Source organism: Streptomyces sp. NPDC020422, from assembly GCF_044386705.1.
Lineage (GTDB): Bacteria > Actinomycetota > Actinomycetes > Streptomycetales > Streptomycetaceae > Streptomyces.
Window position 1 is genome coordinate 872711 of sequence record NZ_JBIRVJ010000001.1, and the last position, 17196, is coordinate 889906.

Genomic DNA, 17196 nt, shown 5'->3' on the forward strand with positions numbered 1-17196 from the left:
GCCAACCGCGCCGAGCAGGCGGACGTCCTTCACTTCGAAGACGGTGCGGTGCCTCACGAGGCTCCTCCTCCGGACGGGCGCCCCCACCGCTCCCACCCTGGTGGGCGGGCCCTTCGCGGCAGCAGTGCCGAACGGTCCCCTTCGGGGACCGTTCGCCCCTATGGGGTCCGGTCGGCGCGCCCCACGGTGGAAGGAGGAACCACCGGTCGCGGAGGCTTCGAGGCTCCCCGACCGATCCCGGGAGGAGAGGGCCATGACCGGGACCGCGACACGACACCACTCCGACGAGGACCGCGCCGGTCTGTGGGCCCGCGTCGGCGACCGGCTGGTCGTCGGCGGCGCCACCGTCGGGGACGCGGGGCGCGACGGCGAGGTCGTCGGCCTGCACCACGCGGACGGCACTCCGCCCTACGACGTCCGCTGGTCGGACACGGGCAGGACCACCCTGGTCTTCCCCGGTCCGGACGCGCGCGTCCAGCACTTCCCGCGCTCCGGCCGGAAGGCGGCCGCGCCGCGGCGGTGAAGTCCACTGAAGCGTGCGAGGCGACCCGCACAGGGAAAGGCGGTGGGGACGATGGACTGGCCCGTGGTGACGGGACCGGTGGTGGTGGGCGTGGACGGCTCCGACGCCAGTCTCGCCGCCCTGGACTGGGCGGTCGACGAGGCGGTGCGGCACGGACAGCCGCTGCGGATCGTGCACGCCTCGCTGTGGGAACGCTACGAGGGCGTCCTGCCGGCCTGGAGCAGGGACCGGCCCGCCGGCCAGGTCCTCGCGGAGAACATCGTCGGCACGGCCGCGGAACGCGCCCGGCGCCGCGCGCCGGCCCTCGCCGTCAGCGCCGAGGTCCTGGCCGAGGACGCGGCCGGCGCGCTGCTCGGGGAAGGACACCAGGCCATGCTGCTGGTGGTCGGGTCCCGCGGGCGGGGAGAGCTGGGCGACCTGCTCCTCGGATCCGTCGGCCTGATCGTGGCCGCACGGGCCCACGGCCCGGTCGTCGTCGTCCGTGGGGACGAGCACGGCAGGCAGGCGCGCCACCGGCGCGTCCTGCTGGGCATCGGCGACCACGACGTGGACGCCCCGGCAGTCCGCTTCGCCTTCCGCGAGGCGGCCGTCCGCGACGCGGAGCTCGACGTCGTGCGCGCCTGGCGACGGCCCGCCCACGAACCGGTCGACCACCCGCTCCTGGCCGGCGACCCCCGGGTGTACTTCGAACAGCGCGCCTCCGCGCTCCTGGACAAGGCGCTCGAACCGCTCGCGCGTGAGCATCCCCGGGTCCGGTTGCGCAGAAGCACCGTCGAGGGCCCCGCCCACCGGGTGCTGACCGAACGCTCAGCCGCCGCCGACCTGCTGGTCGTCGGGGCGCGGCGCCGGGACCGCGTCGTCGGTCTGGAACTCGGCAGGGTCGCGCACCGCGCACTGCACCACGCCTCGTGCCCGGTCGCCGTCATCCCCCACCACCTGACCGCCCTTTCGGAGGGAGACCAGTGATGAACGCCGCCGTCCGGCACCACATGAGCGACCTCGGTCGCAGGGTCGAGGCCCGCCGCAGCCACCTCGGCCTGTCCCGTGAGGAGGTGGCCGCGCGGGCGGGATCGACACCCGGCTACATCGGCCTCCTGGAAGAACAACTGCCCAGCCCGAGCGTCGAGTTCCTGGTCCGGCTCGCCAACGCCCTGGAGACGACCGTCCAGGACCTGACCGGTTACACGGCGGACGTCGCCCCGGGAACGGGACAGGCCGGCCGGCACGCCCTGATGGACGACATCGGCGAGTCGGGATGCTGGGAGCTGCTGGACGACCACGGCGTCGGCAGGGTCGCCGTCACGGGAGACGACGGGCCCGAGATCTTCCCCGTCAACTACCAGGTCGTGGGCAGCGAGGTCCTGTTCATGACGGCGGAGGGCACGCCGCTCGCGAAGGCGGCCGACTCGGGCATGCCGATCGCCTTCGAGTTGGACCGCGTGGACGAGGCCTTCAGGCAGGGCTGGAGCGTCCTCCTCACCGGCCCCGGGCGCCGCGAGTCGGACCCGGCGAGCGTCCGGACGCTCAGGGCCGCCGTCCACTCGACGCCCTGGGCCGGCGACGGACGGGACGTCCTCGTCGTGCTCACCCCGCACCGGGTGACCGGTCGCCGGATCAGGGCGTTCGGTGCTCCCGGCACGGACACCGACACCGGGCACTGACGAGGCCGTGCGCTGACGGATCCCCGGCCCGGGCCCGACGCCCGGGCCGGGAGATCGCGCCACCGGCTCACGCCGTGGCCCGGGCAGCGTCCAGTTGTGCGGCAGTCGAGAGGGCCCGAGCGCCGATCTCCGGCGCGTACGCCCACTCGTCCTCGCGCACCAGCCGGAGCGGTACCGCACGCGGCACCGCTTCCCTCGCCGTCCGGCGCGCGGAGTCCGTGCCGCCCCCGTGCAGGAGGGGCCGGGCAGGCCGCGATCGGGGCCGAACGGCCCATCCCCGTGAGGCCCGCCACGGTGCCAGCGTGGGAGATGCCGTTCCCGTGGACTCGCCCCGGCCCCCGGGTAGCCCGATGGAGGAAGACCATGAACAGCGAGATCGCCGCCCGGGCGCAGCTCGGCGACGTCGTCGTCGGGGTCGACGGATCCCCTTCGGCCCGTACCGCCGCGCTCTGGGCCGCCGCCGAGGCGGACCGCCGGGGCCGCAGCCTGCGTCTCGTGCACGCCGCCGACACCGATCGGCGTGCCTACTGGACCGACGCCGAGACGGTCCAGGCGGTACGCGAAGCGGGCCGAGACCTGTTGAACGGGACCGAGGCCGCCGCCAGGGACCTCTTCCCCGAACTCGCCGTCACCAAGGAGCTCAGCCGCCAGGAGCCGGTCGCCGGCCTGCGCGCGGCCGCCGGCCGCGGCGGGACGATCGTCGTCGGGAGCAGGGGGCTCGGAGGCTTCTCCGCCCTCATGCTCGGCTCGGTCGGCCTCGGCGTCGCGGCCCGCGCCGACGTGCCCGTCATCGTCGTACGCGGGGACGACGAGTGGCTGGAGACGGGCTCGGTGACCGCGGCCGTGCACGGGCCGGAGGACCTGGACTGGCTGATGGTCGCGGCTGCCGAGGCCGACGCCCGCAAGGCCGCCCTGCGCCTCGTGAGCGTCTGGAACCTGTTCACCCACGTCGGCAGTGTCGCCACGATGCTCGACGACCTCGACGAGATCGCCCATCAGCGCGTGCACGACGTCAAGAAGCTGTCCGACCGCGTCCGCGAGGCGTACCCCGAGCTGATCGTGGGCCACCACGTGGAGACCGGTACGAGCACCCCCGGCACCCTGATCGAGGCGAGCGCCCACACCGACCTGGTCGTGATGGGCCGCGGCCGGCGCCCCCTGGGCGTGGGTCCGTCCCTGGGCCGGGTCGCGCACACCCTGATCCACCACGCCCGATGCCCCGTCGAGATCGTCCCCACCGCCTTCACGGCACCGGACGAGGAGCCATGAGCGACATCCTGGCCGGCATCGACCCCCTGGAGCTGTCGGTCCCCGCCCTCGTCTGGGCCGCCGACGAAGCCGTGCGCAGAGGTGCCCGGCTGCGCCTGGTCGCCGCCGTTCCGCCGGTCCACGACCGGCTTCCGTACGCGGCGGACGCCCACCAGAGCTCCCTGCGGATCCGCGCGGAGTCCATGCTCGCCAATGCCGCCGACCTCGTACGGGAACTCCACGGTGAGCTGTGGGCGACGACGGAACTGGTCATCGGGGCGCCCGCGACCGTGCTGCGCGACAGGACCCCGGGTAGCGCACTCGCCGTCGTCGGCTCCCGTCGCCTCGGCAGAGCCGCCGAGGTCCTCAGCGAGGGCTCCGTGGTCGTCCCCCTGACGGCCCGCGCCGACTGCCCCGTGGTCGTGATCCGCGAACCGGAACACACGCCCATGCACCCGCCGCTGGTCGTCGTCGGCGTGGACGGCAGCACGGACTGCCGGGCCGCCGTCGCCTTCGCCGTCGCGGAGGCGAGCCTGCGCGAGGCACGGCTCCTGGCGACGTGGGTGTGGCCCCGCCCCCTGCTGTCCCACGGCGACGCGGCGCAGGGCCTGGCCGAGCGCCGCAGGCTGCTGGCCGAGTCGGTCGCCGGTCACGCCGCCCGCTACCCGGACGTCCACGTGGAGCAGACCGTCGTGCGCGGGCACCCCGTCGAGGAACTCGCCCGTGCCTCCCGCGAGGCCCTCGCGGTCGTCGTCGGGCGCCGCGGACGCGGGGGCTACTCCGGCATGCGGCTCGGCTCCACGGTGCACGGCCTGCTGCACCATGCCGACTGCCCCGTGATCACCGTTCCGCTGCCGGAAACGGGCGGGAAGGAAGGGGCCACGGCCAGGGCCGACCGGTCCCGTTCCCGTACGGACCGACCGGCCCTGGCCGACTGACCCTCTCGGCACTCATACGGACCGGGCGCCGTACAGCACCGTGGGAGGACGACATCGGTCCCGGACCGCCGTCCGGACCCCCGGAGAGGTGAGCACGATGCAGCAGATCCGGATCAGCCGCCGGCCCCGTCCGTCCCGCCGCCCCGCCGCCCCCGACCTGCGGACGCCCTCCGGCCGTCCGCTCCCGTACTGACGAACGCGGCGAGAAACCGTGGAGGACGCCATGGGACCGATACGACGCGTCGTGCCGTTCACGGAACTGGGCCGGCAGGACGTCGCACGCGTGGGAGGCAAGAACGCCTCGCTGGGCGAGCTGACCAACCGGCTCTCCGCCGTCGGCATCCGCGTCCCGCCGGGGTTCGCCACCACGGCCGACGCGTACCGGGAACTGCTCGGCACCGGCGACCTGCGACGCCTCGTCGAGGAACAGATCGACCGGCTGCACGAGGGCGCCCCGCTCGACGAGGTCGGGGCGGCCGTCCGCTCGCTCTTCCTCGCGCGGCCGCTGCCCGAGCCCCTGCGGGACGCCGTGCTCACGGCGTACGCGGGGCTGGCGAAGGAGTCCGGACGCGAGTCGCCCGACGTGGCCGTGCGCAGCAGCGCGACCGCGGAGGACCTGCCCGAGGCCAGCTTCGCCGGACAGCAGGAGACCTACCTGAACGTCCGTGGCACCGAGGAGCTCCTCCAAGCGTGCACCCGCTGCTACGCGTCCCTGTTCACCGACCGGGCCGTCGACTACCGCGAGCGCATGGGCTTCGACCAGCTGTCCGTCGCCCTCTCGGTCGGCGTCCAGCTCATGGTCCGGTCCGACCTCGCGGGGGCCGGCGTCGCCTTCACCCTGGACCCGGAGACCGGGTTCCCCGACGTGGTCGTGGTGAGTGCCGCCTGGGGGCTGGGCGAGACCGTCGTCAGCGGCCGGGTCGACCCCGACGAGTACACCGTGTTCAAACCGAGCATGAAGGATCCGGCTCTCGACCCCGTGATCGACGTCCGGATCGGCACCAAGCGCCTCAAGACCGTGTACGCGGACACGGGTCTGACCCGCACCGTCGACACGCTCGACAGCGAGCGGGGGCAGCGCGTGCTCGACGACTCCGAGGTCCGCACGCTCGCCGGCTGGGCGGCGGCCGTGGAGGAGCACTACGGCTGCCCGATGGACCTGGAGTGGGCCAAGGACGGACTCACCGGCGACCTGTGGATCGTCCAGGCCCGGCCCGAGACCGTGCAGTCACGACGGCCCGCCACGACCCTGAGCAGCTGCCGCCTCACGGTCACACCGGGGGAGCCGCTGGTGACCGGCAAGGCCGTCGGCGAGGCGATCGGCCGCGGCCCGGTGGTCGCGCTCGACGCCCCCGTCGACCTCGACCGCTTCCCCCGGGGCGGGGTCCTCGTCACGGGCGTCACCGATCCCGACTGGGAACCGGTCATGAAGCGGGCCGCCGCCATCGTCACCGACCACGGCGGCCGCACGTCGCACGCCGCGATCGTCAGCCGCGAGCTCGGCGTACCCGCCGTCGTCGGCACCGGAGACGGCACCCGCATCCTGGGCCACGGCCTGGCCGTGACGGTCTCCTGCGCCGAGGGCGAGAACGGACACGTCTACGAGGGACTGCTCCCGTACGAGGAGACCCGCACCGACCTCGCGGACCTGCCGCCCACCCGCACCCGGGTGATGCTGAACCTCGCCGATCCGTCCGCTGCCCTCCGGTGGTGGCGCCTCCCCGCCGACGGCGTCGGGCTCGCCCGGCTGGAGTTCATCGTCGCCCACCAGGTGAAGGTCCACCCCATGGCCCTGCTCCACCCGGAGCGGCTCGACGCGCACGACCTGCACCTCGTCGAGCGGATCACGGAGGGTTACCTCGACCGGGGACAGTACTTCGTCGACCGGCTGGCCAGGGGCATCGCCCGCATCGCCGCCTCGCGGTGGCCGGCCCCCGTCGTCGTCCGGACCAGCGATTTCAAGACCAACGAGTACGCCAAGCTGCTCGGCGGCCGGCCCTTCGAACCCGCCGAGGCCAACCCCATGATCGGCTGGCGCGGCGCGAGCCGCTATTACAGCGAGGGGTATCGCGAGGGATTCGCCCTGGAGTGCCGGGCGCTGCGGCGCGTGCGCGACGACATGGGGCTGACCAACGTCATCGTGATGATTCCCTTCTGCCGCACCCTCCGTGAGGCCGACCAGGTCCTCGCCGTGATGGCGGAAGAGGGGCTCGTGCGCGGCGAGAACGGGCTGCGCGTGTACGTCATGGCCGAGATACCGGCCAACATCGTCCTGGCAGAGGAGTTCGCCGCACGCTTCGACGGCTTCTCCATCGGCAGCAACGACCTCACCCAGCTCACCCTCGGCGTCGACCGCGACTCCGAGGCGCTCGCCCATGTCTTCGACGAGCGGGACCCCGCCGTCGTCCGCAGCATCGCCCTTCTCGCCGCCCGCGCCCACGCGGCCGGACGCCCCGTCGGCCTGTGCGGCCAGCGGCCCAGCGACGACCCTGACTTCACCACGATCCTGGTCGAAGCGGGCCTCGACTCCCTCTCGGTGGCACCGGACAGCTTCGCCGCGGTCAAGCGGCACGTGGCCCGAGCCGAGGCGAATCCCGGCACCGGACCCGGCGGAGAGGAGTGAGCATGCCCCGCAGGAACCGTCGCCGCCCCGCCCGGGACGCCGGACCCCCGCGCCGGTCCGGTCCCCGAGGCACCACGGGCGACGCACCGCCCCGGCGGTCCGGCGCCGATCCCCGCGCCCTGGAGGCGAGGACGCGCCCCGGGCGCCCGATACACACCGTCCGGGTCTCCGCGGCCTTCCTCTGACTCCGCCCGCGGGAGCCCCACCCGACCACAGCACGAAGACACGAAGACGGCGAGGACAGGGAAGAAGGACTCGGCCATGACGACCGCCAGAGAGATCATGCACACCGGTGCGAGCTGTGTGCAGGAGAACGAGACCCTGATGGACGCGGCGCGCCGCATGAGCGAACTCGACGTCGGCGCCCTGCCCATCTGCGGGCCGGACGAACGGCTCCACGGCATCATCACCGACCGCGACATCGTGGTGAAGTGCCTGGCGAAGGGCAAGGACCCCCGCGCCATGACGGCAGGACACCTCGCGCAGGGCAAGCCGGTCACGGTCGACGCGACCGCCGACGCCGAGCAGGTGCTCCGCACCATGCAGGACCACCGCGTCCGTCGCGTGCCGGTCATCGACGACCACCGCCTGGTCGGCATGATCAGCGAGGCCGACCTCGCCAGGCACCTGCCGGAGGAGGTGGTGGGCCACTTCGTCGAGCAGATCTGCCGCTGAACGGACGTCCGACGGCACGAGGGGGAGAGTGGAGGTGGGGGCGAACAGGACTCCCGGCCCGACCCGTCGGACGGAACCCGCCCCGGGAGCCGCACACGAGGAGCGGAACGATGACCGGAGACAAGGTGGAACGCAGGCACAGCCTCATCCCCGACTTCAACGACTGGTTCAACCGCGAGTTCCCGGGGCTGCCCGGATGGCGTCCCGGCGCCGCCGCGCACTCCATCCCGGTGGAGGTGACCAGCGGTGAAGGCGGCTACGTGCTGCGCGCCGAACTGCCCGGCATGGGGCCCGAGGACATCACGATCAGCGTCGACGACAACCTGATCACGGTGAGCGCGGAGCACAGCGAGAGCGAGGAGGACAAGGAGCACTCGGAGTTCCGCTACGGAGCGTTCCGCCGGACTCTGCGGCTCCCCGCCCCGATCCCCGCCGAGGAGGTGGACGCGTCGTACCAGGACGGCATCCTCACCATCCGCATCCCGATGCCCGAAGCGAAGACCGGGACGGCACGCAGCATCCCGGTGCGGCGCGTGGAAAGAGGAGAGAGGTCATGACGCACACACGCGTGCTGGTCGCCTACGGGAGCAGGCACGGCGCGACCGCGGGCATCGCCGACGAGATCGGCAAGGCGCTCCGCGCCGACGGCGTCGACGCGGTCGTCCTGCCCGCCGACACCGTCACCGACGTGAGCGGATACGACGGCGTCGTACTCGGCGGCGCCCTCTACGCCGGGCGCTGGAACGGCAAGGCCAGCCGGTGCGCCCGCCGCAACGCCGAGCAGTTGCGCAACCGGCCCGTCTGGCTCTTCAGCAGCGGGCCCGTCGACAGCTCCGCAGAACAGCACGACATCCCGCCCACACCCGGCGTGGCCCGCCGGATGAAGAAGCTGGGGGCGCGCGAACACATCACGTTCGGCGGCGCCGTCACCGCCGACACGTCCGGACGTATCGCCCGGTCCCTGGTCCGCCACGGGAAGGGCGGGGACTTCCGCAACCCGCAGCGGATCCAGGAGTGGGCGCACCACATCGGCAGCGAACTCGGCGCCACGCGCTGAGCACACCGCCGAGCCGTCCGGCCCTCCCAACCCGGAGGTGCGACATGAGCCGCGCAGACGCATCAGGCCACCGGCCGACAGCGCCGGCGGCGGGACCGGGCCTGCGAGGTCCGCGCGTACCGACCCCGGCGACCGCCGTGACCAGCGGCGGTGTCGCCGCCCGGGGACGGGAGGGGGAACGGGCCGAGCCCGTACGGCCCGGCCGGCTCCGTCGGGGCACCGGCCCCGGGCATGCCGATGAATGACCCTACGGGCGGCGCGGCGGCGGAGCGGCAGGCCGAGCGCCCCGACGCCGGGCTCCCGCTCGACCCGGAGGAGCCGCTGCCCCGGCTGCGCCGTGAACTGGCGACCGGACCGGACGGACTGTCCGCACGTGAAGCGGCCCGCCGCCTCGCCGTCCACGGCCCGAACGAGGTGCGGCGCAAGGCGCGCTCCTCCCTCCCGCGGGAACTGGCCGGACAGCTGGCCCACCCCCTCGCGCTGCTGCTGTGGGCGGCGGCCGCACTCGCCTACGTCGCCGACCTCGCCGTCCTCGGCTGGGCGATCCTCGCGGTCATCGGCGTCAACGCGGCCTTCGCCCTCCTCCAGGAGCGCCAGGCCGAGCGCGCGGTGGAGACCCTCGCGCGCTATCTGCCCGAGCACGCCCTCGTCGTACGGGACGGCAAGCCGTCGACCGTGGAGGCCCGGGACCTGGTGCCGGGGGACGTGATCCTCCTGGAAGAGGGCGACAAGGTCCCCGCCGACGCGCGGGTCACCGACGGCGGGGTCGAGGTCGACCTGTCGACGCTCACGGGGGAGTCCGTGCCGGCCGAACGGATCGCCGCGGCCGGTCTCCTCGGCGCGCCCCTCCTGGAGGAGCCCAACCTCGTCTTCAGCGGAACGACCTGCGTCGAAGGGCAGGCAAGGGCCGTGGTGTTCGCCACCGGCCACCACACCGAACTCGGCCGGATCGCCGCACTCAGCCAGCGCACCCGGCGCGAGGCCAGCCCCCTGGAGAGACAGGTCAAGAAGGTCGCCTGGCTCATCGCCGGCGTCGCCACCGGCATGGGGATCGTCTTCCTGTGCGTCGGTGTGGCGGTCGGGCTGCCCCTCACCGAATCCCTGATGTTCGCCATCGGCCTGCTCGTCGCCAACGTTCCCGAAGGACTGCTTCCGACCATCACCCTCGCCCTGGCCGTCGGAGTCCGCTCCCTGGCCCGGCGGGGCGCCCTGGTCAAACGCCTGAGCGCCGTGGAGACGCTCGGCTCCACGAGCGTCATCTGCACGGACAAGACCGGCACCCTGACCCGCAACCGGATGCGCCTGCACGCCCTGTGGACGCCCGGCCACGGCACGGAACCGGGCCCCTGGGCCCAGGAGCTGATCCACTCGGCCGCCCTGTGCACCACGGTCACCCGCGACGCCGATGGCGAACCGCACGGCGACCCGACGGAGGCGGCCCTCGTCGCCGGCGCCGCGGAGTACGGCAGCCCCGTGGATCCAGGCCGACGGGACGAGGGACGGCAGGCGCTGTTCCGCTTCGATCCCCGGCTGCGCATGATGTCGGTGGTGCAGCAGGACGACCGGGCGGCGGGCCGCGCGCGGATCGTCGCCAAGGGCGCGCCCGAGGCGATCCTGCCCCGGCTGCGGCCGGGGCCCGACACGGACGGAGCCCGGGCGGCGGCGCATGAACTGGCGGCGGGCGGCATGCGTGTCCTCGCCGTGGCCGCCCGCGAGCTGCCGAGCGGCGCCGAGCGGCCGTCGCGCCGCCAGGACGCCGAGTCGGAGCTGTCCCTGCTCGGTCTCGTCGGCCTGTACGACCCGCCCCGCGCCGAGGTGGCGGCGGCCGTCGAGCGCTGCCACGGCGCCGGGGTGCGGGTCCACATCGTGACGGGCGACAACGGGGCCACGGCGGCGGCGGTCGCCCGCGAAGTCGGCATCGGCGTGCCCCGTCTCCAGGTCGTCGCGGCCTCCGAGGCACTCGACGACGACGCGCTGGACCGCCTCCTGGTGGCAGGCGACGCCGAGATCGTCTTCGCACGCTCCTCGCCCGAGACGAAGCTCAAAGTCGCCGACACCCTGCGGGCCCACGGCCGGATCGTCGCCATGACCGGCGACGGCGTGAACGACGCCCCCGCGCTGCACCGTGCGCACATCGGCGTGGCGATGGGCCGCTCGGGCACGGACGTGGCCCGCGAGGCCGCCGCGATGGTCCTCACCGACGACGACTTCGCCACCATCGTGACCGCGATCGAGGCGGGCCGCAGGGTCTACGACAACGTGCGCAAGTTCATCGTCTACATCTTCGCCCACGCCACCCCGGAGATCGTGCCCTTCCTCGTCTTCGCCCTCTCGGCCGGCGCCGTCCCCCTGCCGCTCACCGTGCTGCAGATCCTCGCGATCGACCTCGGCACCGAGACGCTTCCCGCACTCGCCCTCGGCAGGGAACGCTCCGAGCCCGGCATCATGCAACGGCCGCCGAGGCCCCAGCACCAGGGCGTCATCTCCCGTGACATGCTCGTGCGCAGCTGGGGGTACCTGGGGTTGGTGTCGGCAGCCCTCGTCATGATCGGCTACTTCTCCGTACTGTGGCGCGCGGGCTGGCAGCCCGGCGACCCGACCGGGGCCGGCAGCCCCCTGCACCACGCGTACGTGACGGCCACCACCGCCACCTTCGCGGGCATCGTCACCTGTCAGATCGGCACCGCCTTCGCCGCGCGGACCGACCACGCCGCGCTCCACGAGATCGGCGTCTTCTCCAACCCGCTGCTGCTCGTCGGCATCGTCTTCGAGCTCGCCTTCACCGCCGCCCTCGTCTACGCGCCCCCGCTCCAGCACCTCTTCGGCACGGCAGCCCTCCCCCCGGACGTCATCCTGCTCATCGCGACGTTTCCGATCCTGGTGTGGGGCACGGACGAGCTCCGGCGGGCCTGGCGGCGCCGCCGGAGGCAGTCGGCCCCGGGGGCCGGAGAGACCCGCTGACCGGACGCGGTCCGGTCCCACGGGCGGGTCCGTTCAGCGGACCAGGACGGCCTCGCCCGAGCGGGGGACGATGGCCGTCCAGCCCAGCTCGTGGTCGATGCGGTCGCGCAGCGCCTCGGACGCCGACGGTTCGCCGTGCACCAGGTAGGTGGTGTGCGGGGCGGGCGCGCCGCGCAGCCACTCGACGATCTGTCCGGCGTCGGCGTGAGCCGAGAAGTGGGGTACGTCGGCGACCTCGGCGCGTACCGGCACGTACTCGCCGAACATCTTCAGCGCCCGGGCACCGTCCACCAGGTCCCGCGCCCGGGTGCCGGCCGCGGCGAAGCCCACCACGACCACGGCGTTGCGCGGATCGGGCAGCAGCCGGTGCAGATGGTGCAGGACCCGGCCGCCGGTGGCCATGCCGGCGGAGGAGACGATGACGGCGGGGCCGCGCGTGCTGTTGATGTCGATGGACTCCTGCACCGAGCGGGCGGCGAGGAAGGGCGCGGGGCTCAGGGCGGCCTCGCCCTGGGACAGGATCTCGGGCCGCAGCTCGGCGGAGCGCTCGCGCACGGCGTCCCGGTAGACGTCGAGGGCCGCCAGGGCCATGGGGCTGTCCACGAACACGGGCACCGACCTCGGGAGGACTCCCGTCTCGCGGAGCCGCGTCAGTTCGTGCAGGACGACCTCGGTGCGGTCGATCGCGAAGGCCGGGATGACGACGGTGCCGCTCCTGGCCAGGGTCCTGGCGATGACGTCGGCGAACGCCGAGCGGCCGGATTCCTGGTCGTGGCGGCGGTCGCCGTACGTCGACTCCATGAGCAGGACGTCGGCGCCGGAGAACGGCTCCGGCGGCAGCAGGAGCGGATGCCCGGGGCGGCCGAGGTCCCCGGAGACGGCCAGGGTGTGCCCGTCCTCCAGGGTGAGGCGGGCCCAGGCCGAGCCGAGGATGTGCCCGCCGTGGTGGAGGGTCAGCCGGATGCCGGCCATGATCTCCACGTCGGCACCGACCGTGACCGGATCGAAGAAGGACACCGTCTTGTCGACGTCGGTGTCGTCGTAGAGCGGCCTGGCCGGGCGGTGCTTGGACCAGCCGTGCTCATTGGCGTGCCGGGCGGCCTCCATCTGCAGCCGTGCGCTGTCGCGCAGCACGATCGCCGCGAGCCGGGCCGTGTGCGGGCTCATGAGGATCGGTCCCCGGAAGCCCTGCCGGACCAGGCGCGGCAGATAGCCGCAGTGGTCCAGGTGGGCGTGGGTGACCACCACCGCCTCCACGTCGGCGGCGTCCCGGGCGAACCGGTCCCAGTTGCGGCGTCTGAGGTTCGCGAAGCCCTGGAAGAGGCCGCAGTCGAGCAGGATCCGCGCATGGTCGGTCTCGACCAGGAACTTGCTGCCCGTGACCGTCCCCACGCCGCCCAGGAAGCTCAGCAGGGCCGGTCGCGGGGCGGCGGGACCGCCGGGCGCGGAGGGAGCGGGGTTCGAAGCTGCCTGGGACATGGCCGTCCTCCTTCGGAGTAGCTGCCGGTCTCCACCCTCGCACCGCACCGCCGTGTCCCGGAGGGTCCGACCGGCGCCCTTCCGTGGGCCGATCGGCACCCCCGCGCCGCCGCCGGCGGCGCGGGGGCGGCACGGCCGGGCGCGGAAGGGGACCTTCGGCCCCTCCCTTGCCCCCAGCGGCCCTGCGGACGCGAGGCCACCCGATGCCACGGTGAGAACAGGCGCTCCGAACGGAGGAGCCGCACCGTGCCGACCACGGCCCCGTGGGACCCGTCCCCGGCACGGACCCTGACAGGGGAGCTCACCATGACCGGTACGACGAAACGCCCCGACATCGTCATGGGCATCGACCCCGTCAGGAACGGGCACCTCGCGCTGGCCTGGGCCGTCGACGAGGCCGACCGCCGCGGCCTCGCCCTGCGCCTGGTGGCCGCCGTCCCGCCGGTGCACGACCCCCGGCATGCCGGAATCCCGCATCACCACGCCCGCGCGGTCGACGCGGAGGCCGCGCTGCGCACCGCGTCGGAGTGGGCGCACGGCCGCCGCCCCGGCGTCCGCGTCACCACGACGCTCGTCGACGGAGTCCCGTCCCGGGTGCTGACCGGGCTGAGCGCGGAGGCCGCCATGGTCGTCCTCGGCTCACGGCACCTCAGCCGCACCGAGGAGTACCTGAGCGCCGGCTCCCTCGTGGTGCCGGTCACCGCGCAGGCCCGGTGCCCGGTCGTCGTCGTGGGCGACGCGGAGCACGTCACCCAGGACCCGCCCTACCTGGTGGTCGGCATCGACGGCAGCGAGTCCTCCCGGGCCGCTCTGGCCCAGGCCCTCGACGAGGCGGATCTGCGCCGCTGCGCGCTGCGCGCCATCGCCGTCCGGCAAGCTCCGGTCTTCTCCCTGCCCACCGGGGACTCCCTGTTCCACGCCGAGCGCAGGCTGCTCTCCGAGACCACCGCCGGATGGGCGCAGAAGTACCCGGACGTGAGGCTCACCCACGAGGTGATCGCCGGCTCGCCCGTCGAGGTGCTGGCGGAGGCCGCCGAGCACTCCCTGGCCCTCGTCGTCGGCCGCAGGGGCCACGGCGGGTACAGCGGGATGCGCCTCGGCTCCGTGGTCCACGGCCTGCTGCACCGCGCCCACTGCCCCGTCATCACCGTCCCCGTCGGGTGAACCGCCATGACGGCGCCGGCCATCGCGTCGCCCGGTCAGGCGAGCGGTCTCACCGAGTCGGAGGCGGCGCGCCGACTCGCCGCGTCCGGGCCCAACGAGGTGACCTCGGAGAGGTCCGTACGCCTCCACAGCCGCATCCTCGCGCAGCTGCGCGACCCGCTGATCACGGTGCTCCTCGGCGCGGTCGCCCTCACCCTCGCCATCGGGGACCATCCCGACGCGGTCGTCATCGCGCTGGTCATCGCGGTGAACACCGCCGTCGGCGTCGCCCAGGAGATCCGGGCCGACAACGCCGTCGCCGCCCTCTCCGCCCTGAGCGCCCCGCACGCCCGTGTGCTGCGCGACGGCGCCGTCCGCGACCTGCCGGCCGCCGACGTCGTCCCGGGAGACGTCCTCCGGCTCGGCGAGGGCGACATAGTCGCCGCCGACGCCGAGCTCGCCGAGGCAACCGCCCTGCTCCTGGACGAGTCCATGCTCACGGGGGAGTCGGTGCCCGTGGACAAGGCCGGGGGAGACGCCCTGAGCGCCGGCACGGTCGTCGTCCGGGGCCGGGGCGTGGCCACGGTGACGGCGACCGGATCCGGCAGCGCGCTGGGCCGCATCGCGGCCCTGCTCGACACCCGCCGCGAGCCGACCCCGCTGCAGCGGCGTCTCGCCGCCCTCGGGCGCGTGCTCGCCGTGGTCACCCTTTCCCTGTGCGTGCTGGTCTTCGCCCTGGGGCTCGTACGGGGACTCCCGCCCGGCACCATGGCGGTCACGGCCATCAGCCTCGCCGTGGCCGCCGTCCCCGAGTCCCTCCCGGCCGTCGTCACCCTGGCCCTCGCCCTCGGAGCCCGGCGCATGGTCGCCCGGCACGCCCTGGTGCGGCGGCTGCCGGCCGTCGAGACCCTGGGCTCCGTGTCCGTGCTCGCGACCGACAAGACCGGGACGCTCACGGAGGGGCGCATGGTCGTCCAGCACGTCTGGACCCCGCGCGTGCGTGCGGAACTCTCCGGTGTCGGCTACGAGCCGGTGGGGGAGGTCCTCGTCGACGGGCGACCGGCGACCGAGGACGAGCTCCGGCCCGTACGGGAGCTGCTGACCGCGGCAGCCCTGTGCAACGACGCCACCCTCCGCCCGCCGGACCCCGCCCCGTCCGACGCCCGCTGGACCGCCCTGGGCGACCCCATGGAGGCCGCCCTGCTCGCGGCCGCCGCCAAGGCGGGCTGCCCGGCGCAGGCGGCGCTTTCGGCGAGCCGGCCCCGGATCGCGGAGGTCCCCTTCGACAGCCTGCGCCGACGCATGACCACCCTGCACACGACCGCACACGGCCGGGTGCTCGTCTGCACCAAGGGCGCCCCCGAAGCCGTGCTCGACCCCGCCGTCCTCGCCGCCGGGCCGGACGCCCTCGCCGAGGCCCGTCGGCAGGCCGCACGGCTGGCCGAGCGCGGCTACCGTGTGCTCGCGGTCGCCTCGCGGGTCCGGGACGAGGTCCCGGACCCGGTCACCGCGGCGGAGACCCGCCTCACCCTGCTCGGCCTCGTCGCGCTGAGCGACCCGCCCAAGCCGCACGCCGCCGCGACCCTCGCCGCCTGCCGCGCGGCCGGCATCACCCCCGTACTGATCACCGGGGACCACCCCGCGACGGCGCGGGCGGTGGCGTCCGGCGTGGCGCTCCTGGGAGACCGGGGCGAGTCGGACGGGCAGGTCATCACGGGTGCGGATGTGGCGGCCGGACGCGTCGCCGACCTCACCGCCGTCCCCGTCTTCGCCCGCACCGACCCCCAGCAGAAAGTGGACATCGTCCAAGCCTGGCGTGCCGCGGGAGCCGTGACCGCCATGACCGGCGACGGCGTCAACGACGGCCCCGCCCTGCACCGGGCCGACATCGGCGTCGCCATGGGTGCGCGCGGCACCGAGGTGGCCCGGCAGGCGGCCGACCTCGTCCTCACGGACGACGAGCTCTCCACGGTCGTCGCCGCCGTCGAGGAGGGCCGACGCGTCTACGACAACATCCGCCGCTTCCTGGTCTACGGAATGGCCGGCGGCGCCGCCGAGATCCTCGTCATGCTGGCCGGCCCGCTGCTCGGGCTGCCGCTTCCCCTCAGAGCGGGCCAGATCCTCTGGATCAACCTCCTCACCCACGGCCTCACCGGCGTCGCCATGGGCGCCGAACCCGCCGCCCCCGGCACCATGCGCCGGCCGCCCCGCCCCCCTGACCAGCACATCCTCGGCGGCGGTGCCTGGCAACGGCTGCTCCTCCTCGCCGCCGTCGTCACGACCGTCACGCTCGGCGCGGCACTCGCCGCCCGGACGCTGGGGCTGCCGTGGCAGAGCGTCCTCTTCCTCGCCCTGCTCGCCGCCCAGCTCGGCGTCGTCCTGGGGCTGCGGGCACGGCTGCTGACCCGGCAGAACCCGTTCCTGCCGCTCTCGGTCCTCGCCTCCGCCCTGCTGGCCGCCGCGGCCCTCTACGTCCCGTTCCTGAGCTCGGTCCTGGAGACCGAACCGCTCGGCTGGACGGGAATCGCCCTCGCGGCCGTCTGCGCGCCGGGCGGGTTCGTCGCGGCACGCCTGGTGCGGACCGCGTTCCGGCGGACGGGGTAGGCGGACGCGGCAGGCGGGGCCACGCGACTCCGCGCCCGTCCGCGCTACCGCTCCTGTGCACCGTCCTCGTGGGCCTGGGCGGCGATCACGGCGGCCTGGACGCGGCGTTCCACGCCGAGTTTGCCGAGGAGCCGGGAGATGTGGTTCTTGACCGTCTTCTCGGAGAGGTAGAGCCGTTTGGCGATCTGCCGGTTGGTGAGCCCTTCGCCGATCAGATCGAGCACGGTTCGTTCCCGCTCGGACAGCACGGCGAGCCGCTCGTCCTCCGGCGGTCTGGCCGGCTC

At 74.2% G+C, this 17196-nt stretch carries 14 protein-coding genes; 12 read left to right on the forward strand and 2 right to left on the reverse strand.

Annotated elements, in window-relative coordinates:
• The first annotated feature begins 253 nt into the window (after positions 1-253).
• The 10 genes from ACH414_RS03910 (at position 254) to ACH414_RS03955 (ending at position 11686) form a co-directional block, all read left to right on the forward strand.
• Positions 254-523, forward strand: a complete 270-nt coding sequence (locus ACH414_RS03910) for a DUF1918 domain-containing protein (protein WP_382544113.1) — start codon at positions 254-256, stop codon at positions 521-523.
• Between the two features lie 51 nt (positions 524-574).
• The gene (locus ACH414_RS03915; protein WP_386566905.1) at positions 575-1489 is read left to right on the forward strand and encodes a universal stress protein; all 915 of its coding nucleotides are present in this window, start codon (positions 575-577) and stop codon (positions 1487-1489) included.
• Positions 1489-2184 carry a pyridoxamine 5'-phosphate oxidase family protein gene (locus tag ACH414_RS03920; RefSeq protein ID WP_382544118.1) on the forward strand — a complete coding sequence of 232 codons (696 nt, stop codon included), beginning with the start codon at positions 1489-1491 and terminating at the stop codon, positions 2182-2184. The genes ACH414_RS03915 and ACH414_RS03920 overlap by 1 nt, the downstream gene beginning before the upstream one ends.
• Positions 2185-2547: 363 nt before the next feature.
• Positions 2548-3453: a universal stress protein gene (locus ACH414_RS03925; RefSeq protein ID WP_382544121.1), complete on the forward strand. Its 906-nt coding sequence runs from the start codon at positions 2548-2550 to the stop codon at positions 3451-3453.
• Positions 3450-4370 carry a universal stress protein gene (locus ACH414_RS03930; RefSeq protein WP_398940740.1) on the forward strand — a complete coding sequence of 307 codons (921 nt, stop codon included), beginning with the start codon at positions 3450-3452 and terminating at the stop codon, positions 4368-4370. Before ACH414_RS03925 ends, ACH414_RS03930 begins: the two co-directional genes overlap by 4 nt.
• A 223-nt stretch (positions 4371-4593) precedes the next feature.
• Positions 4594-6993: a phosphoenolpyruvate synthase gene (gene ppsA, locus ACH414_RS03935; protein ID WP_398940741.1), complete on the forward strand. Its 2400-nt coding sequence runs from the start codon at positions 4594-4596 to the stop codon at positions 6991-6993.
• A 261-nt stretch (positions 6994-7254) separates the two neighbouring features.
• On the forward strand, positions 7255-7668 hold the full coding sequence (locus ACH414_RS03940; protein WP_382544130.1) for a CBS domain-containing protein: 414 nt from the start codon (positions 7255-7257) through the stop codon (positions 7666-7668).
• Between the two features lie 110 nt (positions 7669-7778).
• Positions 7779-8225 carry an Hsp20/alpha crystallin family protein gene (locus ACH414_RS03945; protein ID WP_382544133.1) on the forward strand — a complete coding sequence of 149 codons (447 nt, stop codon included), beginning with the start codon at positions 7779-7781 and terminating at the stop codon, positions 8223-8225.
• A complete protein-coding gene (locus tag ACH414_RS03950; protein WP_382544135.1) occupies positions 8222-8725 on the forward strand; it encodes a flavodoxin domain-containing protein in 504 nt (167 codons plus the stop codon). The genes ACH414_RS03945 and ACH414_RS03950 overlap by 4 nt, the downstream gene beginning before the upstream one ends.
• A gap of 237 nt (positions 8726-8962) precedes the next feature.
• Positions 8963-11686, forward strand: a complete 2724-nt coding sequence (locus tag ACH414_RS03955) for a cation-translocating P-type ATPase (RefSeq protein ID WP_398940742.1) — start codon at positions 8963-8965, stop codon at positions 11684-11686.
• A 33-nt stretch (positions 11687-11719) separates the two neighbouring features.
• Here ACH414_RS03955 and ACH414_RS03960 read toward each other — a convergent pair whose 3' ends face one another.
• Positions 11720-13165: an MBL fold metallo-hydrolase RNA specificity domain-containing protein gene (locus ACH414_RS03960; RefSeq protein WP_398940743.1), complete on the reverse strand. Its 1446-nt coding sequence runs from the start codon at positions 13163-13165 to the stop codon at positions 11720-11722.
• A gap of 306 nt (positions 13166-13471) precedes the next feature.
• On the opposite strand from ACH414_RS03960, the gene ACH414_RS03965 reads away from it, so the two are divergent.
• Entirely contained in the window at positions 13472-14329 is an 858-nt protein-coding gene (locus tag ACH414_RS03965) for a universal stress protein (RefSeq protein WP_382544144.1), read from the forward strand.
• Positions 14330-14335: 6 nt separating this feature from the next.
• Positions 14336-16912, forward strand: a complete 2577-nt coding sequence (locus ACH414_RS03970) for a cation-translocating P-type ATPase (RefSeq protein ID WP_398940744.1) — start codon at positions 14336-14338, stop codon at positions 16910-16912.
• A gap of 44 nt (positions 16913-16956) precedes the next feature.
• Here ACH414_RS03970 and ACH414_RS03975 read toward each other — a convergent pair.
• A partial coding sequence (locus ACH414_RS03975) for a helix-turn-helix transcriptional regulator (RefSeq protein WP_398940745.1) occupies positions 16957-17196 on the reverse strand: 240 nt, incomplete at its 5' end.

Excerpts from the sequence above, each read along its gene's own strand:
- ACH414_RS03950 (WP_382544135.1), top strand. The coding sequence starts at position 8,222 with ATGACGCACACACGCGTGCTGGTCGCCTACGGGAGCAGGCACGGCGCG.
- ACH414_RS03910 (WP_382544113.1), top strand. The coding sequence starts at position 254 with ATGACCGGGACCGCGACACGACACCACTCCGACGAGGACCGCGCCGGT.
- ACH414_RS03945 (WP_382544133.1), top strand. The coding sequence starts at position 7,779 with ATGACCGGAGACAAGGTGGAACGCAGGCACAGCCTCATCCCCGACTTC.
- ACH414_RS03930 (WP_398940740.1), top strand. The coding sequence starts at position 3,450 with ATGAGCGACATCCTGGCCGGCATCGACCCCCTGGAGCTGTCGGTCCCC.
- ACH414_RS03920 (WP_382544118.1), top strand. The coding sequence starts at position 1,489 with ATGAACGCCGCCGTCCGGCACCACATGAGCGACCTCGGTCGCAGGGTC.
- ACH414_RS03965 (WP_382544144.1), top strand. The coding sequence starts at position 13,472 with ATGACCGGTACGACGAAACGCCCCGACATCGTCATGGGCATCGACCCC.
- ACH414_RS03970 (WP_398940744.1), top strand. The coding sequence starts at position 14,336 with ATGACGGCGCCGGCCATCGCGTCGCCCGGTCAGGCGAGCGGTCTCACC.
- ACH414_RS03940 (WP_382544130.1), top strand. The coding sequence starts at position 7,255 with ATGACGACCGCCAGAGAGATCATGCACACCGGTGCGAGCTGTGTGCAG.
- ACH414_RS03915 (WP_386566905.1), top strand. The coding sequence starts at position 575 with ATGGACTGGCCCGTGGTGACGGGACCGGTGGTGGTGGGCGTGGACGGC.
- ACH414_RS03925 (WP_382544121.1), top strand. The coding sequence starts at position 2,548 with ATGAACAGCGAGATCGCCGCCCGGGCGCAGCTCGGCGACGTCGTCGTC.
- ppsA (WP_398940741.1), top strand. The coding sequence starts at position 4,594 with ATGGGACCGATACGACGCGTCGTGCCGTTCACGGAACTGGGCCGGCAG.
- ACH414_RS03960 (WP_398940743.1), bottom strand. The coding sequence starts at position 13,165 with ATGTCCCAGGCAGCTTCGAACCCCGCTCCCTCCGCGCCCGGCGGTCCC.
- ACH414_RS03955 (WP_398940742.1), top strand. The coding sequence starts at position 8,963 with ATGAATGACCCTACGGGCGGCGCGGCGGCGGAGCGGCAGGCCGAGCGC.